General features: G+C 71.5%; 20 protein-coding genes, 1 tRNA gene and 1 pseudogene. 19 read left to right on the top strand and 3 right to left on the bottom strand.

The genetic code is table 11. The features are described from left to right. Positions 1 to 45: 45 nt before the first annotated feature. The 16 genes and pseudogenes from rpe to DEI93_RS08855 all read left to right on the top strand — a co-directional run bounded on the left by rpe (position 46) and on the right by DEI93_RS08855 (position 18,593). A complete protein-coding gene (gene rpe, locus DEI93_RS08930) occupies positions 46 to 702 on the top strand; it encodes a ribulose-phosphate 3-epimerase (protein ID WP_111009146.1) in 657 nt (218 codons plus the stop codon). Positions 703 to 707: 5 nt separating this feature from the next. Beyond that, positions 708 to 971 carry a phosphoribosyl-ATP diphosphatase gene (locus DEI93_RS08925; RefSeq protein WP_111009145.1) on the top strand — a complete coding sequence of 88 codons (264 nt, stop codon included), beginning with the start codon at positions 708 to 710 and terminating at the stop codon, positions 969 to 971. Positions 972 to 1,037: 66 nt separating this feature from the next. Then, positions 1,038 to 1,877, top strand: a complete 840-nt coding sequence (gene hisG, locus DEI93_RS08920; protein WP_111009144.1) for an ATP phosphoribosyltransferase — start codon at positions 1,038 to 1,040, stop codon at positions 1,875 to 1,877. A 14-nt stretch (positions 1,878 to 1,891) separates the two neighbouring features. Beyond that, positions 1,892 to 2,653: an imidazole glycerol phosphate synthase subunit HisF gene (hisF, locus tag DEI93_RS08915; protein WP_111119377.1), complete on the top strand. Its 762-nt coding sequence runs from the start codon at positions 1,892 to 1,894 to the stop codon at positions 2,651 to 2,653. A 17-nt stretch (positions 2,654 to 2,670) separates the two neighbouring features. Further along, positions 2,671 to 3,054 (top strand): annotated as a pseudogene (hisI, locus tag DEI93_RS08910) (phosphoribosyl-AMP cyclohydrolase); the annotation flags it as partial. Between the two features lie 163 nt (positions 3,055 to 3,217). After that, the gene (locus DEI93_RS08905) at positions 3,218 to 4,702 is read left to right on the top strand and encodes an anthranilate synthase component I (RefSeq protein ID WP_111119403.1); all 1,485 of its coding nucleotides are present in this window, start codon (positions 3,218 to 3,220) and stop codon (positions 4,700 to 4,702) included. Continuing rightward, a complete protein-coding gene (locus DEI93_RS08900) occupies positions 4,699 to 5,409 on the top strand; it encodes a Trp biosynthesis-associated membrane protein (protein ID WP_111119376.1) in 711 nt (236 codons plus the stop codon). Before DEI93_RS08905 ends, DEI93_RS08900 begins: the two co-directional genes overlap by 4 nt. Further along, positions 5,396 to 5,632 carry a DUF6704 family protein gene (locus DEI93_RS08895; protein WP_111009141.1) on the top strand — a complete coding sequence of 79 codons (237 nt, stop codon included), beginning with the start codon at positions 5,396 to 5,398 and terminating at the stop codon, positions 5,630 to 5,632. Before DEI93_RS08900 ends, DEI93_RS08895 begins: the two co-directional genes overlap by 14 nt. Before the next feature lie 28 nt (positions 5,633 to 5,660). Continuing rightward, positions 5,661 to 6,434, top strand: a complete 774-nt coding sequence (trpC, locus tag DEI93_RS08890; RefSeq protein ID WP_111009354.1) for an indole-3-glycerol phosphate synthase TrpC — start codon at positions 5,661 to 5,663, stop codon at positions 6,432 to 6,434. Between the two features lie 46 nt (positions 6,435 to 6,480). Then, positions 6,481 to 7,695 (top strand): tryptophan synthase subunit beta, encoded by a 1,215-nt coding sequence (trpB, locus tag DEI93_RS08885; protein WP_111025640.1) that lies wholly within the window; start codon positions 6,481 to 6,483, stop codon positions 7,693 to 7,695. Continuing rightward, the gene (trpA, locus tag DEI93_RS08880; RefSeq protein WP_111025639.1) at positions 7,692 to 8,522 is read left to right on the top strand and encodes a tryptophan synthase subunit alpha; all 831 of its coding nucleotides are present in this window, start codon (positions 7,692 to 7,694) and stop codon (positions 8,520 to 8,522) included. Before trpB ends, trpA begins: the two co-directional genes overlap by 4 nt. Positions 8,523 to 8,553: 31 nt before the next feature. Further along, positions 8,554 to 9,546 carry a prolipoprotein diacylglyceryl transferase gene (lgt, locus tag DEI93_RS08875; protein WP_111009138.1) on the top strand — a complete coding sequence of 331 codons (993 nt, stop codon included), beginning with the start codon at positions 8,554 to 8,556 and terminating at the stop codon, positions 9,544 to 9,546. 268 nt (positions 9,547 to 9,814) lie between these two features. Beyond that, positions 9,815 to 14,389, top strand: coding sequence for a glutamate synthase large subunit (gltB, locus tag DEI93_RS08870; protein WP_111119375.1), 4,575 nt, complete (start codon positions 9,815 to 9,817; stop codon positions 14,387 to 14,389). 80 nt (positions 14,390 to 14,469) lie between these two features. Continuing rightward, positions 14,470 to 15,927, top strand: coding sequence for a glutamate synthase subunit beta (locus DEI93_RS08865; protein WP_111119374.1), 1,458 nt, complete (start codon positions 14,470 to 14,472; stop codon positions 15,925 to 15,927). Between the two features lie 102 nt (positions 15,928 to 16,029). Beyond that, the gene (gene pyk / locus DEI93_RS08860) at positions 16,030 to 17,475 is read left to right on the top strand and encodes a pyruvate kinase (protein WP_111009135.1); all 1,446 of its coding nucleotides are present in this window, start codon (positions 16,030 to 16,032) and stop codon (positions 17,473 to 17,475) included. 29 nt (positions 17,476 to 17,504) lie between these two features. After that, positions 17,505 to 18,593, top strand: a complete 1,089-nt coding sequence (locus DEI93_RS08855) for a VIT1/CCC1 transporter family protein (protein ID WP_111119373.1) — start codon at positions 17,505 to 17,507, stop codon at positions 18,591 to 18,593. Positions 18,594 to 18,666: 73 nt separating this feature from the next. On the opposite strand, the gene DEI93_RS08850 is transcribed toward DEI93_RS08855, so the two are convergent. Both DEI93_RS08850 and DEI93_RS08845 read right to left on the bottom strand, forming a co-directional pair. Then, a complete protein-coding gene (locus DEI93_RS08850; protein WP_181435992.1) occupies positions 18,667 to 19,206 on the bottom strand; it encodes an HdeD family acid-resistance protein in 540 nt (179 codons plus the stop codon). 130 nt (positions 19,207 to 19,336) lie between these two features. After that, entirely contained in the window at positions 19,337 to 20,065 is a 729-nt protein-coding gene (locus tag DEI93_RS08845) for a VIT1/CCC1 transporter family protein (RefSeq protein ID WP_111013390.1), read from the bottom strand. A 94-nt stretch (positions 20,066 to 20,159) separates the two neighbouring features. Between DEI93_RS08845 and DEI93_RS08840 the strand changes: the two genes are divergently transcribed. Both DEI93_RS08840 and DEI93_RS08835 read left to right on the top strand, forming a co-directional pair. Next, positions 20,160 to 20,241, top strand: a tRNA-Leu gene (locus DEI93_RS08840). Between the two features lie 100 nt (positions 20,242 to 20,341). Further along, positions 20,342 to 20,947 carry an ANTAR domain-containing response regulator gene (locus tag DEI93_RS08835; protein ID WP_111009132.1) on the top strand — a complete coding sequence of 202 codons (606 nt, stop codon included), beginning with the start codon at positions 20,342 to 20,344 and terminating at the stop codon, positions 20,945 to 20,947. A 27-nt stretch (positions 20,948 to 20,974) separates the two neighbouring features. Here DEI93_RS08835 and DEI93_RS08830 read toward each other — a convergent pair whose 3' ends face one another. Further along, positions 20,975 to 21,319: a PaaI family thioesterase gene (locus DEI93_RS08830; RefSeq protein WP_111009352.1), complete on the bottom strand. Its 345-nt coding sequence runs from the start codon at positions 21,317 to 21,319 to the stop codon at positions 20,975 to 20,977. A gap of 128 nt (positions 21,320 to 21,447) precedes the next feature. Here DEI93_RS08830 and polA point away from each other — a divergent pair, with 128 nt between their 5' ends. After that, positions 21,448 to 24,117 (top strand): DNA polymerase I, encoded by a 2,670-nt coding sequence (polA, locus tag DEI93_RS08825; RefSeq protein WP_111119371.1) that lies wholly within the window; start codon positions 21,448 to 21,450, stop codon positions 24,115 to 24,117. Positions 24,118 to 24,127: the final 10 nt, after the last annotated feature.

The following is a 24,127-nucleotide window of genomic DNA, read 5'->3' as shown; positions in this document are numbered from 1 at the left end:
TCCGCCCCGTCGTCGCGCTCCGGGCGCTCCCGGTACGCTCGTCGCGTGACGATCCGCATCGCGCCCAGCATCCTGTCCGCCGACTTCGCCAACCTGGAGCGGGAGCTCGGGCGGATCGCGACGGCGGACATGGTGCACGTGGACGTCATGGACAACCACTTCGTGCCGAACCTGACGATCGGTCTGCCCGTCGTGACGCGGCTGCAGCAGGTCTCGCCCGTCCCGCTCGACGTGCACCTCATGGTCTCCGACGCCGACAGCAACGCACCGAAGTACGCCGAGACGGGGGCGGCCAGCGTGACGTTCCACATCGAGGCCGCGACGGATCCCGTGGCCACCGCGGCGGCGATCCGGAGCAACGGCGCTCGCGCGGCCGTGGCGGTCAAGCCCGGGACGGACATCGCGCCCGTGCTCGACCACCTCGACGCGTACGACATGGTGTTGCTCATGACCGTCGAGCCGGGATTCGGCGGTCAGGCGTTCATGCCGCAGGTCATGCCGAAGCTCGCCGCCGCCCGCGCGGCGGTCGCGGCGTCCGGTCTCGACGTGTGGCTCGAGGTCGACGGCGGCATCGCGCTCGACACGGTCGAGGAGGCCGTGTCGAACGGCGCCGACACCCTCGTCGCCGGCTCGGCCGTCTACGGCGGGGACCCGGCTGAGCGGATCGCGGGCCTGCGGGCGGCTGCGAGCCGGGTAGCCTGATCGCCGTGAAGACGTTCGATGACCTGTTCGCCGAGCTGTCCGAGAAGGCACGGACGCGTCCCGCGGGGTCGGGGACGGTCGCCGAGCTCGACGCCGGCGTCCACCAGATCGGCAAGAAGATCGTCGAGGAGGCCGCCGAGGTGTGGATGGCCGCGGAGTACGAGGGTGACGCACGGACCGCCGAGGAGATCTCCCAGCTCCTGTACCACCTGCAGGTCCTGCTCGTCGCGAAGGGCCTGACCCCCGAGGACGTCTACGAGCATCTGTGAGCCGCGCCGGTGACCACCGGCGGCCTCCCCGATCACCCGAGCCGCTCCTCCAGAAAGCGAGACCCGATGCTCCGCGTCGCCGTGCCCAACAAGGGATCCCTGTCCGAGACCGCGACCGACATGCTGCGCGAGGCGGGCTACGCCGGCCGGCGTGACCCGAAGGCGCTCCACCTCGTCGACGAGCGCAACGGGGTCGAGTTCTTCTTCCTCCGCCCACGTGACATCGCGACTTACGTCGGCTCCGGCGCGCTCGACGTCGGGATCACGGGACGCGATCTGCTGCTCGACAGCGGTTCGACGGCCTCGGAGATCGAGGAGCTCGACTTCGCGGACTCCACGTTCCGGTTCGCCGGGCCGCCCGGACGCTTCACGGAGTTGACGGACCTCGAGGGCGTGCGTCTGGCGACGAGCTACCCGGGGCTCGTCGGCGACTTCCTCGCTCGGCACGGGGTGACCGCCGTCCTCGTGAAGCTGGACGGCGCGGTCGAGAGCGCCGTGCGGCTCGGTGTCGCCGACGCGGTGGCCGACGTCGTCTCGACGGGGAGCACGCTGCGCGCCGCGGGACTCGAGATCTTCGGGCCGGTGATCCTCGAGTCCACCGCCGTGCTCGTGACGACGGACGAGTCGATCGAGGGCATCTCCGTGCTGCGACGACGGCTCCACGGTGTGCTGGTGGCCCGGAGCTACGTGATGCTCGACTACGACATCCCGTCCGTGCTCCTGCCCCAGGCCACGGCGATCGCGACCGGGATCGAGTCACCGACCGTGTCGCCCCTGCACGACCCCGAGTGGTCCGCGGTGCGCGTCATGATCCCGCGGGCCGACACGAACCCGATCATGGACGCCCTCTACGAACTCGGTGCGCGCGCGATCCTCGTCAGCGCGATCCACGCCGCGCGACTGTGAGCGGGAGCACGGGCATGTCGGTCGCGGTCCGGGTGATCCCGTGCCTCGACGTCTCGGCGGGCCGGGTCGTCAAGGGCGTCAACTTCCTCGACCTGCAGGACGCCGGCGATCCGGTCGAGCTGGCGGCGCGGTACTACGAGCAGGGCGCGGACGAGCTCACGTTCCTCGACGTGTCGGCGACCGTCGAGGGCCGCGCGACCATGTACGAGACCGTCACCCGGACGGCCGAGCAGGTGTTCATCCCGCTCACCGTGGGTGGTGGCGTCCGCAGCGTCGACGACGTCGCCCGTCTCCAGCAGTGCGGCGCGGACAAGATCGGCGTCAACAGCGCGGCGATCGCCCGACCGGCACTCGTCGGCGAGATCGCGGACCGCTTCGGAGCCCAGGCCGTCGTGCTGTCGCTCGACGTCAAGCGCGCCGATCGCATGCCCTCGGGGTTCGTCGTGACCACGCACGGCGGTCGGCGCGAGACCGACATCGACGCCCTCGCCTGGGCGCGGGAGGCCGTGGAGCATGGCGCGGGCGAGCTGCTCGTCAACTCGATCGACGCCGACGGCACGAAGGCGGGCTTCGACCTCGAGCTCGTCGCCGCCATGCGCGCCGTCGCCTCGGTGCCGGTGATCGCGTCGGGAGGCGCGGGCGCGCTCGAGCACTTCGCGCCCGCGATCGACGCCGGGGCCGACGCGGTCCTCGCGGCCAGCGTGTTCCACCGAGCCGAGATGACCATCGGCGACGTCAAGGACGCCCTGCGCGCGGCCGGACACGCCGTACGCTGATGGACGACATGGACGACATGGCCGACAGCACCAGCACCGCAGTACCGTCCCCCTCGTCCACCGAGGCGGTCCTCGACCGCGCCCGCTTCGGGGCCGACGGCCTCCTGCCCGCCGTCATCCAGGAAGCCGCCACCAAGGACGTCCTCATGCTCGGGTACATGGACCGGGAGGCCCTCCGCCGGACCCTGACGGAGGGTCGCGTCACCTTCTGGTCGCGGTCCCGGCAGGAGTACTGGCGCAAGGGCGACACCTCGGGGCACGCGCAGTTCGTCCGAGCGGCGGCGTTCGACTGCGACGCCGACACGATCCTCGTCACCGTCGACCAGATCGGCGCCGCGTGCCACACCGGTGCGCACCGGTGCTTCGACGTCGACCCGCTCGCACCGGTCGTGGGCAGCGCCGAGGGCACGGCCGGCACCGCCGTGGCCCGCACCGCCGCAGCCGGTGGCGACGCGGCCGACGTCGACGCGAGGGAGGCGACCGGTGCCTGAGGCGACCATCCCGGGCACCGAGGCGGCACCCGTGGACCACCCGCACACGACCGCGCGAGCGGAGTTCGAGGCCATGCTCGACGGCCACCGCGTCGTCCCGGTCGTACGAGCGCTCTTCGCGGACAGCGAGACGCCCGTGGGCGTCTACCGGAAACTGGCAGCGGGGCGTCCGGGGAGCTTCCTGCTCGAGTCCGCGGGCCAGGGCGGACTCTGGTCGCGCTGGTCGTTCGTCGGGGTCCGCAGCTTCGGCGTCCTGACGCAGGACGGTACCGAGGCGCGGTGGATCGACACGGGCATCGACGCGGAGCGCGCGGTCGGATCGCTCGAGGGCGCGCCGCTCGACGTGCTCGCACGACTGCACGAGCGGTGGGCGACCCCGCGGCTCGCGGGCATGCCGCCGCTCGTCGGGGGCACCGTCGGGTTCATCGGATGGGAGGCCGTCCGTCAGCTCGAGCACCTCCCGGACGCGCCACCGGCCGAGTTCACGGTGCCGGGCCAAGCGGTGGCGTTCGTCTCCGAGCTCGCGGCGATCGACCACCGGACCGGACTCGTGCTCCTCGTGGCGAGCGCCCTCAACGACGGCGCGGACGACCCCGACGCCATGTGGGCGGATGCGCAGGCGCGGCTCGACCGTCTCCAGCGTGACCTCGTGCAGCCGTCGGTGGCCACGGTCGCCGAGGCCTTCGACGTGGCGGCGCCGTCCCCGTCCGCTCGCTCGACCCCCGAGGAGTACGCGGCGGCGATCGAGCGTTCGAAGCGTTTCATCCGGGACGGCGACGTGTTCCAGGTCGTCATCTCGCAGCGGTTCGACCAGCCCGTCACGGCCGACCCGCTCGACGTCTACCGCGTGCTCCGGACGCTCAACCCGAGCCCGTACATGTACTTCCTCAGTCTCGCGGACACGAGCGACGAGCCGTACTGGATCGTCGGTGCCTCGCCGGAGGCCCTGGTGCGGGTCGAGGACGGTCGCGCCATGACCCACCCCATCGCCGGCTCCCGGCCTCGCGGTCGCACCACCGAGGAGGACGTGCGTCTCGCCGACGAACTGCTCCTCGACCCGAAGGAACGGGCCGAGCACCTCATGCTCGTCGACCTCGCGCGGAACGACCTCCAGAAGGTGTGCCTGCCCGGCACCGTCGCCGTCACCGAGTTCATGCAGGTCGAGCGCTTCAGCCACATCATGCACCTCGTGTCGAGTGTCGAGGGGACGATCCGCCCCGGGGCGAGCGCGATCGACGTGTTCCGCGCGACGTTCCCGGCAGGCACGTTGTCGGGTGCGCCGAAGCCGCGTGCGCTCGCGATCATCGACGAGCTCGAACCCGCCCAACGGGGCGTGTACGGCGGCGTCGTCGGCTACTTCGACTTCGCGGGCTCGGCGGACGTGGCGATCGCCATCCGCACGGCGCTGATCCAGGGCGGGGTCGCCCGCGTGCAGGCGGGTGCGGGGCTCGTCGCCGACTCCGACCCGGCCACGGAGCACGTGGAGGCCCAGAACAAGGCCGCGGCGCCGCTGCGCGCCGTCGCGACCGCCAACGCCATGCGGGCGGTCCGGTCGTGAGGCGCTCACGCCCGCTCGTCGTCCTCGCCGGTCTCGCGGTCGCGGGCATCGTGCTCCTGTCCTGGACGCAGACCTGGTTCACGGCGCACCTCGACGCCACGAGCGCGACGGCGAGCACGGTGACGGCGGACGGCTCCGTCGTGCCCTACTCAGCCCTCGCGATCGCCATGTTGGCGCTGTCGATCGCCCTGACCATCGCGGGGCGCGTGCTCCGCGTCGTGCTCGCGGTCGTCGAGGTGCTGCTCGGGATCGCGGTCGTCGTGACGGGGATCGGCCGTCTGACCGATCCCGTGGTCGCCGCGCAGTCCGCGATCAGTGGTGTCACCGGCGTGCAGGACGTCCCCGCGATCCGCTCGATCGTACGGAGCATCGACGTCACCCCGTGGCCGTACGTCGGCATCGCGGGTGGCGTGCTCGCCGTGGCGCTCGGCCTGCTCGTGCTCGTCGTCCAGCGGTCCTGGCCCGGCCCGAGTCGCCGGTACGGGGGCACTGGACGGGTGCCGGTGGCCGACGCGCCGCGGGATGCCATCGTCGACTGGGACGACCTCAGCGCGGGCGTCGACCCCACGGCTGCCGGGACCTCCACCGCCGGGGTCGACGGGGTGGCCGCCGCTGACGGGACGGCGGAGGACCGCACGGTAGGATCGGGGGAGCGTCGCACCGAGGACGACGCACCGGACCACGAGGAGCACCGTGAGCAACACTGAGCCCGCAGAACTCGGCGAGGGACACTCGCCCGCCGCCTGGACGGCCGTGATCATCATGCTGGTCGCCTTCGCCATCGGCGTCATCTGCTTCTGGTTCAGCATCGCGTGGGCGGTCTGGGCGTCCGCCGGACTCCTCGTCGTCGGGCTCATCCTCGGCGGCGTGCTCGCGAAGCTCGGGTACGGCGTCAACGGCCCGAAGTACGTCACGCGCACCCACGAGTGACCCGATGACGGCCGAGCCGACCACGGATCTGCTCGCGGGGCTCGTCGCGGGAGCGCTGGAGGACGCCGCGGCGCGACGGCTCGACCGTCCCGCGGCGGACGTCGAGCGCGACCTCGACCGCGTGTCCTCGCCGCGCGACGCGCTCGCGTTCCTCGCTCCCGGTGACCGCGTGCACGTCATCGCGGAGGTCAAGCGGGCCAGCCCCTCGCGCGGGCCGCTCGCCGAGATCGCCGATCCAGCCGAGCTCGCGAGCCGGTACGAGGCTGGCGGCGCCAGCGCGATCAGCGTCCTGACCGAAGGGCGCCGGTTCCGGGGGAGCCTCGCCGACCTCGAGGCCGTCCGGGCCCGGGTGGCCGTCCCGGTGCTGCGCAAGGACTTCATCGCCGATCCCTACCAGGTGCTCGAGGCGCGGGCGTCGGGCGCCGACATCGTGTTGCTCATCGTCGCCGCGCTGGACCAGCCCCGGCTCGTCGAACTCCACACGCTCGTCGAGCAGCTCGGGATGCGGGCACTGGTCGAGGCCCACTCAGCGGACGAGGTCAGCCGCGGGCTCGACGCCGGGGCGCGCATCCTCGGTGTCAACGCCCGCGACCTGACCGACTTCTCGCTCGACCGCGACCTCTTCGGGCGCCTCGTCGGTGCGGTGCCGGATGGCGTGGTCCGCGTGGCCGAGTCCGCCGTGTCGTCGCCCGCCGACGTCGCCCACTACCGCGCCGCGGGCGCCGATGCCGTGCTCGTCGGCGAGGCCCTCGTGACCGGTGACGACCCGGCGGCGACGCTCGCCGCGTTCCGCGTCGTCTAGAACCCATCCGCCGGGCCCGCCCGGACCCTCCTCACCGGAGCACCACGTGACCCACCTCCGCGACCTCCATGGTCCGTACTTCGGCGATTTCGGCGGACGGTTCGTCCCCGAGTCGCTCGTGTTGGCGCTCGACGAACTCGAGCAGGCCTTCCGCGCCGCCTGGGCGGATCCGGCGTTCCACGCCGAACTCGACGCCCTGCAGCGCGACTACACCGGCCGGCCGTCGATCATCACCGAGGTCCCGCGGTTCGCCGAACACGCCGGTGGTGCCCGGGTGGTCCTCAAGCGCGAGGACCTCAACCACACCGGGTCGCACAAGATCAACAACGTGCTCGGGCAGGCGCTCGTGGCCAAGCGGCTCGGCAAGACCCGGCTGATCGCCGAGACCGGGGCGGGCCAGCACGGCGTCGCCACCGCCACCGCCGCGGCGCTGTTCGGCATGGAGTGCGTGGTCTACATGGGTGCCGTCGACACGGAGCGCCAGGCGCTCAACGTCGCGCGCATGCGGTTGCTCGGGGCCCAGGTCGTCGCCGTCGAGACCGGTTCGCGCACGCTCAAGGACGCCATCAACGAGGCCCTGCGGGACTGGGTGGCGAACGTCGACACCACGCATTACCTGCTCGGCACGGTCGCCGGCCCGCACCCGTTCCCCGAGATGGTCCGTGAGTTCCACAAGGTGATCGGCGAGGAGGCCCGTGCCCAGGTCCTCGAGCTCACCGGGCGCCTGCCCGACGCGGTCGCGGCGTGCGTCGGTGGCGGGTCGAACGCGATGGGCATCTTCGAGGCGTTCCTCGACGACGAGTCCGTGGCGCTGTACGGCTTCGAGGCGGGTGGCGAGGGCGTGCAGAGCGGACGGCACGCGGCGAGCATCACCCTCGGCCGGTCGGGCGTCCTCCACGGGGCGAAGTCCTACCTCATGCAGGACGACGACGGGCAGACGATCGAGAGCCACTCGGTGTCCGCCGGCCTCGACTACCCGAGCGTCGGCCCGGAGCACGCTCACCTCGCTGCGATCGGGCGCGCCACCTACGAGCCGATCACCGACGTCGAGGCCATGGACGCCTTCCGGCTGCTGACGCGCACGGAGGGGATCATCCCGGCGATCGAGTCGGCCCACGCGCTCGCGGGCGCGGTGAAGCTGGGGGCGCGGCTCGGCCCCGACGCCGTCGTCCTGGTGTCGTTGTCCGGGCGCGGGGACAAGGACGTCGCGACCGCCAGCCGCTGGTTCGGGCTCATCGACGAGGGAGCGGAGCAGCTGTGAGCACCACGCCGTCGCGGTCCGTGCGCGCCGCCATCGACACCGCGAACGCCGAGCGTGCCGGGGCGGTCGTCGGCTACCTCCCCGCGGGGTTCCCGGACCTGCCCACGAGTGTGGCGGCCGCGGTGGCCCTCGCCGAGAACGGGGTCGACGCGATCGAGCTCGGCCTGCCGTACTCCGACCCGGTCATGGACGGCCCGGTCATCCAGCGCGCGACCGAGACGAGTCTCGCGAACGGCTTCCGCGTGGCGCACGTCTTCGACGCCGTGCACGCGATCACCGAGCGGGCCGACGTCCCGGTCCTCGTCATGACGTACTGGAACCCGGTGCTGCGCTACGGCGTCGACCGGTTCGCGGACGACCTCGCCGCCGCGGGCGGGTCCGGGCTCATCACGCCCGACCTCATCCCGGACGAAGCAGGCGAGTGGATCGCAGCGTCCGAGCGCACCGGCGCCGACCGCGTGTTCCTGGCCGCGCCGTCCTCGTCCGACGACCGCATGCGCCAGGCCGTCGAGGCGAGCCGGGGCTTCGTGTACGCCGTGTCCACCATGGGCGTGACGGGTGCTCGTTCGGGCGTCGACGCCGCTGCGCGCTCGGTCGTGTCGCGCCTGCGCTCCGCGGGGGTCGAGCGCACCTGCGTCGGTCTCGGGATCTCGACCGCGGAGCAGGTGTCGGAGATCCTCGCCTACGCGGACGGCGCGATCATCGGTTCGGCGTTCGTCCGGGCCCTGCAGGACGAGGGCGTCCGGGGCGTCGGCCGCCGCGCTGCCGACCTGACCCGTGGCGCTACAGTGATCTCCGACGACGGCCCGGCCTCGCCGGTCGTCTGACGGAACAGCGACGAAAGGCGTACGCCCCTCCATGCTTCCCCTGAGCATCCCGAGCCCGAGCACGGCCTGGCAGTACTTCGATCTGACGAACTGGCTGGACCGGGTCTTCGGGTGGTCCTTCCCACTCGACTTCCGGATCCACGCCTACGCCATCTGCATCCTGCTCGGGATCGTCGCCTGCGTCGTCATCACCGACCGTCGGCTGGTGCGTCGCGGCGTCGAGAAGTGGGTCATCGTCGACATCGCGATCGGCGCGGTCCCGCTCGGCATCATCGGCGGACGCGCCTACCACGTGTTCACCCACGTCGGGGACTACTTCGGGCCGGGCATCGCATGGTGGGAACCGTTCGCCATCTGGGAGGGCGGGCTCGCCATCTTCGGCGCCCTGATCGCCGGCGCCCTCGGTGCCTGGTGGGCCTGCCGGTACGTCGGGCTCCGGTTCACCACCTTCGTCGACGCCGTCGCGCCCGGGCTGCTCGTCGCTCAGGCGTTCGGCCGACTCGGCAACTACTTCAACCACGAGCTCTTCGGCATGCCGACGAACCTGCCCTGGGGGCTCCAGATCGAGCAGTCGAACCCCGCGTACCCGGTCGGTCTGCCGGCCGGGACGCTGTTCCACCCGACGTTCCTCTACGAGATCATCTGGAACCTCGTCGGGTTCGCGGTCATCGTGCTCATCGACCGGCGCTTCCACCTGCAGTGGGGCCGCGTCCTCGCGCTCTACCTGATCTGGTACGGCGCGGGGCGGTCCGTGCTCGAGTCGATCCGGGTCGACACGAGCGAGACCTTCTTCGGAGTCCGCACGAACGTCTGGGCCGCACTCGCGGCGATCGTGCTCGGCATCGTCATCTTCGTCGTGCAGACCCGGCGACACCCGGGTACCGAGCCCAGCGGGTACCTGCCCGGTCGCGGTCCGCGCGCGGCCAGCAGTGTAGGATCTGACGACACCTACTCGGAGTCCGACGACGAACCGCTCGTCGTCACCGATCCGGAACCGGTCGCCACCGCCGCCGACCGCAGCTAGGGCACACCCGAGCTGAACTCCGACCGACCGCGGCAGCGCCGCGGTCCGACGACAGCACGTCCACAGCAACTCGTGATGTCGTCCGGGTCCCGCGCGGGACCCGACCGTCGTAGGGTCACCACAAGTGGCCCGACACCTCGCACGCCGCCCGGAGCACCGTCACGGGCGGCTGTGCCCGGGCACACGCCTCGCCGCTCGGCGACGTACCACCGGGTCCAGTCGACCGCTCGACGTCCCAGTTCCCCATCTCCTCGTGAGGACGGTTCCCATGGCGCTCCTGCCACCCCACCAGCGTTTCAGTGCGGTCCCGGCCGCCGTCGGCGCGTACGACCCGGCGAACGAGAAGGACGCCTGCGGTCTGGCCATGGTCGCCACGCTCCGCGGAACGCCCGGTCACGACATCGTCGACGCGGCGCTCGGTGCCCTCCGTCACCTCGAACACCGCGGTGCCATCGGCAGCGACGCCGGCACGGGTGACGGCGCGGGGATCCTCTGCCAGGTCCCGGACGCCTTCCTCCGCGAGGTCGTGCCGTTCGCGCTGCCCGACGCGGGCGGGTACGCGGTGGGTACGGCGTACCTCCCGACCAACGCGGACGCGCGCGCCGCCGTCAAGGCGGCGATCGAGGCCGTCGCGACGGACGAGGGGCTCCGGGTCCTCGGTTGGCGCGAGGTGCCCGTGCGCCCGGACGAGCTCGGCACGCTCGCGCGAGCTGCCATGCCGGCGTTCGAGCAGTGCTTCGTCGCGAGCGAGCGCCACGACCAGGACGGCACGCCGCGGTCGGGGATCGCGCTCGACCGACAGACCTTCCGCCTCCGCAAGCGGATCGAGCGCGACCAGGACGTGTACTTCATGTCGCTGTCGAGTCGGACCATCGTCTACAAGGGCATGGTCACGACCCTCCAGCTCGAGCCGTTCTACCCGGACCTGAGCGACGAACGGTTCGCCTCGAAGCTCGCGATCGTGCACTCGCGCTACTCGACGAACACCTTCCCGTCCTGGCCACTGGCGCAGCCGTTCCGGATGATCGCGCACAACGGCGAGATCAACACGGTGCGCGGCAACCGCAACTGGATGCGCGCACGGCAGTCGCAGCTCGAGAACGAGCTCCTCGGCGACATGGCGCCGTTGCTCCCGATCGTCAGTCCGGCCGCGAGCGACTCGGCGTCGTTCGACGAGGTCGTCGAACTCCTCAGCCTGTCGGGCCGATCGCTGCCGCACGCCGTGTCGATGATGGTGCCCGAGGCGTGGGAGAACCGCGCGGACATGGATCCCGACCTCCGGGCGTTCTACGAGTACCACTCGATGCTCATGGAGCCGTGGGACGGCCCCGCCGCCATCACGTTCACCGACGGCTCGCTGGTCGGTGCGACGCTGGACCGCAACGGCCTCCGGCCGGGTCGCTTCCTCGTGACCGACGAGGGCCTCGTCGTGCTCGCGAGCGAGACGGGTGTCATCGACGTCCCGGCCGAGCGGGTCGTCCGGAAGGGGCGCCTGCGGCCGGGCCGCATGTTCCTCGTCGACACCGAGGCCGGGCGCATCATCGAGGACGACGAGGTCAAGCGTGAGCTGGCCGCCTCCGGGCCGTGGGCCGCGTGGCTGGCCGCGGGCCGGATCAACCTCGAGGACCTGCCGGACCGCGAGCACGTCGTACACACCCCGGCGTCCGTGACCCGACGGCAGCGTGCCTTCGGGTACACGGAGGAGGAAGTCCGGATCCTGCTGCGTCCGATGGCGCAGACGGGAGCCGAACCCCTCGGCGCCATGGGGTCGGACACGCCCATCGCGGTGCTGTCGGAGCGGCCCCGGTTGCTGTTCGACTACTTCACCCAGCAGTTCGCGCAGGTGACGAACCCGCCGCTCGACTCGATCCGCGAGTCCGTCGTGACGAGCATGGGACTCGGGCTGGGCCCGGAGCGCAACCTCCTCGACGCGACGCCGGAGCACGCGAAGCAGATCGTCCTGGACTTCCCGGTGATCGACAACGACCAGCTCGCCAAGATCGAGCACTTCGAGACCGAGTCCGGACGGCAGCTCACCGTCACGGTCAAGGGGCTCTACCGCGTCGACGCGGGCGAGCAGGCGATGCAGACGCGGATCCGCGCGATGCTCGACGAGGTCGACGCCGCGATCGAGGGCGGCAAGCAGTTCATCGTGCTCTCCGACCGTGACGGCACGGTGGACCTCGCGCCCGTTCCGAGCCTGCTCATGCTCGCGGCCGTGCACCACCACCTCATCCGGACCGAGCAGCGGATGAAGGTCGGTCTGATCGTCGAGGCCGGCGACGTCCGCGAAGTCCACCACGTCGCGACCCTCATCGGGTACGGCGCGTCCGCGATCAACCCGTACCTCGCGATGGAGACCTGCGAGAACCTCGTCCGGTCGGGGATGCTCCCCGGCATGACGCCAGAACAGGCCGTCAAGAACGTCATCAAGGCGCTCGGCAAGGGCGTGCTCAAGATCATGTCAAAGATGGGCATCTCGACGGTGTCGAGCTACGCTGCGGCGCAGGCGTTCGAGGCCGTCGGACTGAGCCAGGAGTTCGTCGACGAGTACTTCACCGGCACGTCGTCGATCCTGGGCGGGGTCGGCATCGAGGTCATCGCCCGCGAGAACGCCGAACGGCACGCGAGCGCCTACCCGCAGGACGGTGCGGTCAGCGCACACGAGCGCCTGGCCACCGGTGGTGAGTACCAGTGGCGCCGCGAGGGACCGCCGCACCTGTTCAACCCCGAGACGGTGTTCCGGCTGCAGCACGCCACGCGCGCCCGCCGGTACGACATCTTCCGCGAGTACTCGTCCGCGGTCGACGACCAGGCCGAGCAGCTCATGACCCTGCGCGGACTCTTCTCGTTCCACAAGGGACTCCGCCCGCCGGTGCCCCTCGACGAGGTCGAGCCCATCGAGTCGATCGTCAAGCGGTTCAACACGGGTGCGATGAGCTACGGCTCCATCTCCCGGGAGGCCCACGAGACACTCGCGATCGCCATGAACCGGCTCGGCGGACGCTCGAACACGGGTGAGGGCGGGGAGGACGTCGAACGACTGCTCGACCCCGAGCGCCGGAGCGCGATCAAGCAGGTCGCCTCGGGGCGCTTCGGCGTGACGAGCATGTACCTGACACACGCGACGGACATCCAGCTCAAGATGGCGCAGGGTGCGAAGCCGGGCGAGGGTGGCCAGCTCCCGCCGGCCAAGGTCTACCCCTGGGTGGCGCGCACCCGCCACGCCACCGCCGGTGTCGGCCTCATCTCACCGCCGCCGCACCACGACATCTACTCGATCGAGGACCTCAAGCAGCTCATCTTCGACGTCAAGCGAGCGAACCCGTCCGCGCGCGTGCACGTCAAGCTCGTGAGCCAGTCGGGCATCGGTGCGGTCGCGGCGGGGGTCACGAAGGCACTCGCCGACGTCGTGCTCGTCTCGGGCCACGACGGCGGCACCGGCGCGAGCCCGCTCAACTCGCTCAAGCACGCGGGGACGCCGTGGGAGATCGGCCTGGCCGAGACCCAGCAGACGCTCATGCTCAACAAGATGCGCGACCGCGTCGTGGTCCAGGTCGACGGTCAGATGAAGACCGGGCGTGACGTCGTGGTGGCCGCACTGCTCGGGGGCGAGGAGTACGGGTTCGCGACGGCACCGCTCGTCGTCGAGGGCTGCATCCTCATGCGGGTGTGCCACCTCGACACGTGCCCGGTCGGCGTCGCGACGCAGAACCCGGAGCTCCGCAAGCGCTTCACGGGCAAGCCGGAGTTCGTCGTGAACTTCTTCGAGTTCCTGGCACAGGAGGTCCGCGAGTACCTCGCCGAGCTCGGGTTCCGCAGCCTCGAGGAGGCGATCGGGCACACCGAGGTCCTCGACGTCGACCGCGCCGTCGAGCACTGGAAGGCCTCCGGGCTCGACCTCGCCCCGGTCCTGCGCGGGCCGGAGTTCGCCGACGACGAGCCGCGCCGGAACCTGCGCGAGCAGGACCACGAGCTGGACGCCCACTTCGACAACGGGCTCATCCACGCCGCGACCGACGTCCTCGAGCACGGCGGCCACGTCGCGCTCGACCTGCCGGTCCGGAACACCGAGCGCGCGGTCGGGACCATGCTCGGGCACGAGGTGACGGTGCGACACGGTGAGAACGGCCTCCCGGCCGGCGCGATCGAGGTGACGCTCCGCGGATCCGCCGGGCAGTCGCTCGGCGCGTTCCTGCCCTCGGGCGTCCGCATCCGGCTCTTCGGCGACAGCAACGACTACGTCGGCAAGGGGCTCTCCGGCGGCGAGATCGTCGTCCGCCCCACCGAGGGTGCCGGGTTCGCGGCCGAGGAGAACGTCATCGCCGGCAACGTCATCGGATACGGCGCCACGCAGGGGTCGATGTTCATCCGCGGGATCGTCGGCGAGCGGTTCCTCGTCCGGAACTCGGGCGCCACGGCCGTGGTCGAGGGCGTGGGCGACCACGCGCTCGAGTACATGACCGGCGGTCTCGCACTGATCCTCGGCGCGACCGGCCGCAACCTCGGCGCCGGCATGTCGGGCGGCACCGCGTACGTCCGCGGGCTCCGACCGGAGGACGTCAACCAGGACGCCCTCGCGTCCGGCGAGCTCGTCCTGTCGTCGCTCGACAGCGCGGACGCCGAGATCGTGACCGATCTGCTCGAGCGTCACGTGGCCGAGACCGATTCCGGGCTGGCCCGGTCGATCCTGGCCGAGGACCCGGACCTCACCGCGTTCGTCAAGGTGCTCCCGCGCGACTACGCTGCCGTCCTCAAGACCCGCCAGACCGCGGTCGACGAGGGGCTCGACCCCGACGGCGACGTCGTCTGGAACCGCATCCTGGAGGTCACCGGTGGTTGAGCGCACCCGGATCCGATCCGTCCCACCCACGGGGTCCGTCCGACCCCGATCGACCCACACGTCACCGGAGGTGATGACCCGTGGCTGACCCGAAGGGCTTCCTCAAGGTCCAGGAACGCGAACTGCCGCCCCGTCGGCCCGTGCCGGTGCGGCTCATGGACTGGAAAGAGGTCTACGAGCAGCAGGAACCGGGTGCGCTCCGGCGCCAGGCCGGGCGCTGCATGGACTGCGGCGTGCCGTTCTGCCACCAGGGCTGCCCCCTCGGGAACCTCATCCCTGAGTGGAACGACCTCATGTGGCGCGGCGAGGGCCGACAGGCGATCGAGCGCCTGCACGCGACGAACAACTTCCCGGAGTTCACCGGGCGGCTGTGCCCGGCGCCGTGCGAGGCCGCGTGCGTGCTCGGCATCAACCAGCCACCGGTGACGATCAAGCAGGTCGAGGTCTCGATCATCGACCAGGCGTTCCAGAACGGCTGGGTGACGCCGCACCCGCCCGAGCGACTCACGGGCAAGACGGTCGCGGTCGTCGGGTCGGGTCCCGCGGGACTCGCCGCCGCGCAGCAGCTCACGCGCGCCGGGCACACCGTCGCGGTGTACGAGCGCGACGACCGGATCGGCGGCCTCCTGCGCTACGGCATCCCCGACTTCAAGATGGAGAAGCGGCAGATCGACCTCCGTCTGCAGCAGATGCAGGCCGAGGGCACCCGGTTCCGCGCGGGCGTGGAGATCGGCGTGGACATCAGCTGGTCCGACCTGAAGAGCCGGTACGACGCCGTCGTGGTCGCCACGGGCGCGACGGTCCCGCGCGACCTGCCGATCCCGGGCCGGGACCTGTCCGGCGTCCACTTCGCCATGGAGTACCTCGTGCAGCAGAACCGCACCGGTGCCGGCACGGTGGTCGACAACCAGATCACGGCGGAGGGCAAGCACGTCGTCGTGATCGGTGGCGGTGACACGGGCGCGGACTGCATCGGCACCGCGCATCGGCAGGGCGCCATCAGTGTGACGAACCTGGCGATCGGCAAGCAGCCGCCGCTCGAGCGTCCGTCGGACCAGCCCTGGCCGATGTTCCCGACGGTGTTCGAGGTCTCGAGCGCGCACGAAGAGGGCGGCGAGCGTCGGTACCTCGCCTCGACCGTCGAGTTCCTGGCGAACGAGGCCGGCGAGGTGCGGGCCCTCCGGGTCGCGGAGACCGAGTACCTCGACGGCCGCCGTGTGCCGAAGTCGGGGACCGAGCGTGAGATCCCCGCGGACCTCGTGCTCATCGCGATGGGCTTCACCGGACCGGAACGCGACACGCTCGAGCCGCAGCTGGGCCTCCCGTTCGCGCCGTCCGGCGCCCTCGAGCGGGGTGTCGACTACACGACCAACGAGCCCGGGGTGTTCGTCGCCGGTGACGCCGGTCGCGGGCAGTCCCTCATCGTCTGGGCGATCGCGGAGGGCCGCGCGGCGGCCGCCGAGGTGGACCGCTACCTCGAGGGATCCACTCGCCTCCCGGCCCCGGTCCGTGCGACCGACCGCGCGATCAGCGTCTGACGGAGCGGCACCGGCCGGTAGGCTGCCGGTGGCCGGTCGTCCGGCCGGGACCGCCCGTGCGGGCGCCACCGCAGCACGACATCCACCACACGAAGGACACCATTGAGACGCGCAAAGATCGTTTCGACGCTCGGACCGGCGACCTCGGACTACGAGACCGTCAAGGACATCATCCAGGCGGGCGTCGACGTGGCCCGGCTGAACCTCAGCCACGGTGACTACAGCGTGCACGAGGCGAACTACGAGAACGTCCGACGTGCGGCGGACGACCTCGGCAAGCCCGTCGCGGTCCTCGTCGACCTGCAGGGCCCGAAGATCCGCCTCGCGCGGTTCGCGGACGGCCCCCACGAGCTCGCGGCCGGCGACGTCTTCACGATCACCACCGAGGACGTCCCCGGCTCGAAGGACGTGTGCGGGACGACGTTCAAGGGGCTCCCACAGGACGTCAAGCCCGGCGACCCGCTCCTCATCGACGACGGCCGTGTCCGCCTCCGGGTGCTCGACTCGGACGGCGTCCGCGTGCGCACCGAGGTCGTCGTGCCCGGGACGGTGTCGAACAACAAGGGCATCAACCTCCCCGGCGTCGCCGTGAACGTCCCCGCGTTGAGCGAGAAGGACGAGGCAGACCTCCGCTGGGCGATCCGGCAGGGCGCCGACCTCATCGCGCTCTCGTTCGTCCGCAACGCCGCCGACGTCGAGCGCGCCCACGAGATCATGGACGAGGAGGGCAAGCGGCTCCCGGTCATCGCGAAGGTCGAGAAGCCGCAGGCCGTGGACGCGCTCGAGGAGATCATCGACGCCTTCGACGCGATCATGGTCGCGCGCGGGGACCTCGGTGTCGAGCTGCCGCTCGAGGCCGTGCCGATCGTGCAGAAGCGCGCCGTCGAGCTGTCCCGCCGCATGGCGAAGCCCGTCATCGTCGCCACGCAGATGCTCGAGTCGATGATCTCGAGCCCCATCCCGACGCGCGCCGAGACCTCGGACGTCGCGAACGCGGTCCTCGACGGCGCGGACGCGGTCATGCTCTCGGGCGAGACGAGCGTCGGCGAGTACCCGGTGGAGACGGTCCGCACCATGGCCCGCATCGTCGAGTCGACCGAGGACCACGGCCTCGAGCGGATCGCGCCGCTCGGCACGAAGCCCCGCACCCTCGGCGGTGCGATCACCCTCGCCGCCGTCGAGATCGCGGAGTTCACCGAGGCGTCGTACCTCTGCGTCTTCACGGAGTCCGGCGACTCGGCTCGCCGCATGTCCCGGCTCCGCCACGGTCTGCCGATCATCGCCTTCACCCCGAACGAGGCGACGCGACGCCGCATGGCGCTGACGTGGGGCGTCCGCTCGTTCCTGGTCGAGCGCATGACGCACACCGACGAGCTCTTCCCGCAGGTCGACGACCTCCTCATCGGGCACGGCCTCGCCAAGCCCGGCGACCGCGTCGTCGTCACGGCCGGTTCGCCTCCCGGGCTGCCGGGGTCGACGAACGACCTCCGCGTGCACCGCGTCGGCGACGCCCACGCGGAGGCTGCTCCGGCCTACGTCCGCAACTGACCGCCGGATCCGAACAGGAGGCACGGGGCGTGGTCTCGACGTCGACCGACGGTCGCGCGCGACGTCCGCCGACCGAGCTCCGGCGCTGGCGCCGGTACCTCGCCGACGAACGCGCCGAGGCGTCGGTCTACCGGAACCTGGCCGCGCGGCGGTCCGGTGAGGAGCGGGACATCCTGCTCGCCCTCGCCGAGGCCGAGGGGCGCCACGAGCAGCACTGGCTCGAGCTGCTCGGCGACGACGTGGGGCGTCCCCTCCGTGGCGATCTGCGGACCCGGATCCTCGCGGGCCTCGCGAAGCGCTTCGGTTCGGTGTTCGTGCTCGCGCTGATGCAGCGCACCGAGGACCGGTCTCCGTACGGGGCGGACGTCGACGCCTCGGCGGCGATGGCGGCGGACGAGCGCATCCACGGCGAGGTCGTGCGCGGTCTGGCGAACCGGGGGCGACTCCGTCTGTCCGGCACCTTCCGGGCCGCGGTGTTCGGCGCGAACGACGGCCTGGTGTCGAACCTGGCGCTCATCATCGGCATCGGCGCGTCCGGCGCCGACCAGCACGTCGTGTCGTTGAGCGGCGTGGCGGGGCTGCTCGCCGGTGCACTCTCCATGGGGGCGGGGGAGTACGTGTCCGTGCGGTCGCAGCGCGAGCTGCTCGACGCCTCCGCTCCGCATCCCGAGGCCGGCCAGGCCGTGGTCGACCTCGACGTCGACCAGAACGAACTCGCGCTCGTCTACCGAGCGCGCGGGATGGACGAGGCCGCGGCGGCGCAGCACGCCCACGAGGTGCTCACCGGACTCCGGCAGACGTCGGAGACGGGGGCCGTCGGCACGCTGGAGCACGAGGCGGTCGGGAGCGGGCTGAGCGCCGCGTTCTCGAGTTTCGTGTTCTTCGCGTCGGGGGCCGTGGTCCCCGTCCTCCCGTACCTGTTCGGACTCGGGGAGTGGTCCGCCGTCGCGGTCGCCGCGGTGCTGGTCGGCATCGCGCTGCTCGTGTCCGGGGCGGTCGTCGGTGTGCTCTCCGGTGCGTCCCCCGCACGGCGGGCCCTGCGGCAGCTCGCGATCGGGTACGGTGCGGCAGCGGTGACCTACCTGCTCGGGTTGCTGTTCGGGACCGCCGGCATCTGACCGTCCGGGTGGTCCGGTCCCCGGCCGTCCTCCCGCCGGCACGTTCCGGTGCGGGACGCACGGTGCCGTGGCGTCATCCGCGGATGGCGGCGCGGGGCGGGACGAGCAGCAGCGCCGCGATGCCGACGACGACGAGGACGATGCCGGCGAGGACGACGAACGCCGCCAACGCGAGTCCGGGTGCGACCAGGACCGCCACACCGGCGAGGATCGACAGCGCACCGCTCACCGCACTCGGTCCGCGCGACGAGCCCGGGTGGCCGACGACCGCGCCGACGAGTGCCGCGACGCCCTCGACGACGAACCCGATCCCGCCGAGCGTCGCCAGGACGACGAGCGGGGCCGCCGGGTCGAGCAGGCAGACGAGCCCCGCGGCTGCCACGAACACGCCACCGACGATCGACACCCAGCGCCAGACCCGGTGCGTGCCCCGGCCGATCGCCGCCGAGCCCACCCGCAGGACCCCGGCGACGACGAGATCGACGCCGAACAGGAGTGCGAGCACGACGAGCGTCGGGCGTGGCCACAGGATGCCGACACCGCCGAGCACGATCGCGACGACCGCGGTGGTCACCACGAACACGCGGAAGGTCCGGACCGCACGTGTGTCCACGTTGGCTGTCCCTCTCCGTCGGATCCCGGGCTCGGGGTCGGATCCAGGTTCCGGGTTCCGGGCAGACGGTACCGATCGGGCGGGCGCCGCGCTCAGCGGGTGTTCAGCGAGCCGACGGAGGACCTCGCGATCATCCGCCGACGTGCGCGCCGAGGAGCAGTCCGGCGGCGTAGGTCGCCGCGAGTGCGAGGGCCCCGCCGACCACCACCCGCACCGTCGCGCGGCCGCGGGCCGCGCCGCCGAGGGTCGCCCCGGTCGCGCCGGTCACGGCGAGGGCGAGGAGCACGGCGACGATCGTCGCGGGCACCCGAGCACCGGCTGGCGGGATCAGGATGGCGAACAGGGGCAACAGGGCGCCGACCGTGAACGTCGCCGCCGAGACCCACGCGGCGCGCCACGGGCTGACCATGTCGGCTTCCTCGTCCGCGAGGGCGATGGCGGCGCGTCGACGTCGCACCTCGGGACGCACGAGCTCGGCCGCGATCGACGCTGCGGTGTCGGGGTCGACGCCGAGGGCGGCGTAGTGACCGGCGATCGCGCCGGCGTCCTCGGCCTCTGCCGCGCGCTCCGCTTGGCGTGCGGCCAGTCCGGTGCGCTGTGCGTCCCGCTGGCCGCTGACCGAGACGTACTCGCCGAGGGCCATCGAGATGGCGCCTCCGACGAGTCCGGCCGTGCCGGCGGCGGCGATCGCTCCGGTCGACGCGCCGGCACCCGCCACGCCGACGACGATCGCCGCGACGGACACGATCCCGTCGTTCGCACCGAGGAGGCCCGCCCGGAGCCAGTTGAGTCGACCGGCGCTCGTCGCGTCGTCGACGGCGCTCGTCTCCGGCAGGGCGAGGTCCGTTGCGTGCGACATGCAGGAATGGAACCACCACCGGACCTGCACCGCCAGCATGGACAGGCTTGCCTCACCTGGTGCGGTCCGGCCCTCCTGCTAGCCTGAGCAGGACGCGAGTGTGGTGGAATCGGCAGACACGGGGCACTCAAAATGCTCTGCCTCACGGCGTGCGGGTTCGAGTCCCGCCACTCGTACCGACGGCGCCCGGCAGGATCACCGGTCGCCGGAACGACGTCGCCTGCTGACCGTCCCGGGACTCCGGGAGGGCCGGGATGCGCATAGTAGGATTGCCGCGTGAGTGACACAGAAGCAACCCCCACCGCACCCCGTCGCGTCGTCGTCGCGGAGGACGAGTCGCTCATCCGCCTCGACATCGTCGAGATCCTCCGGGACAACGGCTTCGACGTGGTCGGCGAGGCCGGCGATGGCGAGACCGCTGTCGCGCTCGCCACGGACCTGCGGCCCGACCTCGTGATCATGGACGTCAAGATGCCGCAGCTCGACGGGATCTCCGCGGCCGAGCGGCTGTCGAAGAACCACATCGCGCCGGTCGTGCTGCTGACGGCCTTCAGTCAGAAGGAGCTCGTCGAGCGTGCGACCGAGGCCGGTGCCCTCGCATACGTCGTGAAGCCGTTCACGCCGAACGACCTGCTGCCCGCGATCGAGATCGCGCTCTCTCGGCACCAGCAGATCATCACACTCGAGGCCGAGGTCGCCGACCTCGTCGAGCGGTTCGAGACCCGCAAGCTCGTCGACCGCGCGAAGGGGCTCCTCAACGAGAAGATGGGCCTGACGGAGCCCGAGGCCTTCCGGTGGATCCAGAAGGCCTCGATGGACCGGCGGCTCACCATGCACGACGTCGCCAAGGCGATCATCGAGCAGCTCAGCGTCAAGAAGTAGCGCGACCGGCCAGCGGCGCGGCGGCGGTCAGGCGTCGCGGAGCAGGTTGGTGATGCGGACCGTCGAGCAGCGTCGCCCCTCGTCGTCGGTGAGCACGATCTCGTGCGTGCACAGGGTGCGGCCGAGGTGGATCGCGGTGCACGTACCCGTGACGACGCCTGTCGTGGCGCTCCGGCTGTGTGACGCGTTCAGCTCGATGCCGACCGCGATGCGCCCGGGGCCGGCGTGGACGGTCGCCGCCATCGAACCCAGGCTCTCGGCGAGGACCACGAACGCCCCGCCGTGCAGCAGCCCGACCGGCTGACGGTTGCCCTCGACCGGGATCGTGCCGACGGCGCGCTCGGCGCTCAGCTCGAGGATCTGCATGCCCATCTTCTCGGCGAGTTCACCGATCCCGCGCTGTTCGTACCGCTCGACGCCCTCGGGGGAGCCGGTGATGGTCGGGCTGTCGGTCACTCGTGGCCTCCGGGGTTGTCACCGGCCGTGGATAGGCTGTCCGGGTGTCGGACGCGGAAAAGCCTACCCTCCTGGTCATCGACGGACACTCTCTGGCGTTCCGGGCGTTCTACGCGTTGCCGGTCGACAGCTTCGTGAACCGCGAAGGCCAGCACACGAACGCGATCCACGGCTTCATCTCGATGCTGCTCATGCTCTTGCAGCGCGAACGACCGACCCACATCGCCGTGGCGTTCGACATCTCGCGGTTCTCGTTCCGCACCCGTGAGTACGAGGACTACAAGGGCACCCGCTCCGAGACCCCCGAGGAGTTCAAGGGGCAGATCCCGCTCCTGCAAGAGGCCCTGCATGCCATGGGCATCACCACGGTCACGAAAGAGGACTACGAGGCCGACGACATCCTCGCCACGCTGTCGCTGCAGGGCGCGCAGCAGGGGTACCGCGTGTACGTCGTCTCGGGTGACCGCGACGCCATCCAGCTCGTCGACGACGACGTGACGCTGCTCTACCCGTCGGTGCGGGGCGTGTCCGAACTGACCCGCTACGACCGCGACAAGGTGTACGAGCGGTACGGCATCGAACCGCACCAGTACCCGGACATCGCGGCGCTCGTGGGCGAGACCAGCGACAACCTCGTCGGGATCGACAAGGTGGGCGAGAAGACCGCCGTCAAGTGGATCACCCAGTACGGCTCGCTCGACGGTGTCCTCGAGCACGCCGACGAGATCAAGGGCGTCGTGGGCGCCAACCTCCGCGAACAGAAGGACCGCGCGGTGCGGAACCGCCGCCTGAACCGTCTCGTGCGCGACGTCGAGCTGCCGGTGGGGCCGGCCGACGTCGTCATCCGTCCGGTCGACGAGGCCGTGGTGCGTGAGCTGTTCGACCGCCTGCAGTTCCGCACGCTCCTCGACCGCGTGTTCAAGGTCGCCGGGACCGGTGACGGCGGCGACGCTGCGACCGAGGGCGGGGTGGACGACGGTGCTCCGACGCCGCCGGCCGCGCGGACCCTGATCGACGAGGAGCTGGGACACTGGCTCCGCACCAAGACCGAGCACGACGCGGACAACGGCTTCGGGGTGTCGGTCGAGACCGTCGACGGGCGTCTCAGCGCGATCGGCATCGCGACGCACGACGACGCCGTGCTCGTGCCCGGGGGCAGTGGAGCGCGTGACTACGAGCAGTTGCAGACCTGGCTCGCCGGGGACGCGCCGAAGCACCTGCACGACGCGAAGGCGGCGGTCCAGGCGCTCGCGACGGCGGGGTTCACGCTCGGCGGCCTCGCGGGCGACCCCCGCGTGACGGGGTGGCTCGCGAACCCGGCCCGGCAGGGGCAGTCGCTCGAGGACCTCGTCTACGGCGAGCTCCGCGAGACCATGCCCACGGCCGACCCGAACCAGCTCGTCCCCGAGTCGGAGCCGGCGAGCGCGGCGACACGAGCCTGGTACACCCTCCGGGTCGAGACCGCGCTCCGCGCCCGGATCGACCCCGGGTCGTTGCGCGTGCTCGACGACATCGAGCTCCCGCTCGTGTCCGTCCTCGCCGACATGGAGTCCCGGGGCGTCGCGATGGACCACGCGGTCCTCGCCGACCTGTCCGGCGAACTCGGGGAGCGCGCCTCGGAGCTCGCACAGCAGGCGTTCGCGGAGATCGGGCACGAGGTCAACCTCGGGTCGCCGAAGCAGCTCCAAGAGGTCCTGTTCACCGAGCTCGCGATGCCGAAGACCCGCAAGACCAAGACGGGCTTCTCGACCGACGCCGCGTCGCTCGCGGACCTCCAGGAGCAGCACCCGCACCCGTTCCTCGGCCTGCTGCTGCAGCACCGCGACGCGACCAAGCTGCGGCAGATCGTCGACACCCTCGACGCCGCCGTGGTCGACGGTCGCGTGCACACGACCTACGAACAGACCGGGACGAGCACCGGACGCATCTCGTCGACCGACCCGAACCTCCAGAACATCCCCGTCAAGACCGCGGTCGGCCGTCGGATCCGGTCCGCGTTCACGGTGGCCGCTCCGTACACGACCCTGCTCACCGCCGACTACTCCCAGATCGAGATGCGCATCATGGCGCACCTGTCGGGGGACCCGGGCCTCATCCAGGCGTTCAAGGAGGGCGAGGACCTGCACCGGTTCGTCGGTGCCCGCGTGTTCGGGGTCGAGCCCGCCGACGTCTCCCCGGAGATGCGCACGAAGGTCAAGGCGATGTCGTACGGACTCGCCTACGGACTGAGCGCGTTCGGCCTGTCGAAGCAGCTCCGGATCGACCAGAAAGAGGCACGCGGCCTCATGGCCGAGTACTTCGCGCGCTTCGGAGCGGTGCGCGACTACCTCCGCAACGTCGTGGAACAGGCGCGCGAGGACGGCTACACCGAGACCATCTTCGGTCGCCGGCGTCCGTTCGGCGACCTCAAGAGCCCGAACCGTGTGCTCCGGGAGAACGCCGAGCGGGCCGCGCTCAATGCGCCGATCCAGGGTTCGGCCGCGGACATCATGAAGATCGCGATGCTCGGCGTCGCGGCGGACCTCGACGCGGGTGGCCACGACTCGCACCTGTTGCTGCAGGTGCACGACGAACTCATCCTCGAGGTCGCTCCGGGCGAACAGGACGCGGTCGAGGAGATCGTGCGTCGGCGCATGGGCGGTGCCGCGGACCTGAGCGTGCCCCTCGACGTCCAGGTCGGCACGGGGCCGAACTGGGAGGCAGCGGCGCACTGAGCGACCAGGC

The organism is Curtobacterium sp. MCBD17_035, from assembly GCF_003234815.2.
Lineage (GTDB): Bacteria > Actinomycetota > Actinomycetes > Actinomycetales > Microbacteriaceae > Curtobacterium.
Note: the sequence above shows the minus strand (reverse complement) of the source record. Positions and strands in the feature narration are given on the sequence as shown.

What these genes read in the sequence shown, in the direction of transcription:
- DEI93_RS08830 (WP_111009352.1), bottom strand. Translation starts at nt 21,319, where the DNA reads ATGGGCATGCAGATCCTCGAGCTGAGCGCCGAGCGCGCCGTCGGCACG.
- DEI93_RS08905 (WP_111119403.1), top strand. Translation starts at nt 3,218, where the DNA reads ATGCTCGACGGCCACCGCGTCGTCCCGGTCGTACGAGCGCTCTTCGCG.
- gltB (WP_111119375.1), top strand. Translation starts at nt 9,815, where the DNA reads ATGGCGCTCCTGCCACCCCACCAGCGTTTCAGTGCGGTCCCGGCCGCC.
- hisF (WP_111119377.1), top strand. Translation starts at nt 1,892, where the DNA reads ATGTCGGTCGCGGTCCGGGTGATCCCGTGCCTCGACGTCTCGGCGGGC.
- DEI93_RS08845 (WP_111013390.1), bottom strand. Translation starts at nt 20,065, where the DNA reads ATGTCGCACGCAACGGACCTCGCCCTGCCGGAGACGAGCGCCGTCGAC.
- lgt (WP_111009138.1), top strand. Translation starts at nt 8,554, where the DNA reads ATGCTTCCCCTGAGCATCCCGAGCCCGAGCACGGCCTGGCAGTACTTC.
- hisG (WP_111009144.1), top strand. Translation starts at nt 1,038, where the DNA reads ATGCTCCGCGTCGCCGTGCCCAACAAGGGATCCCTGTCCGAGACCGCG.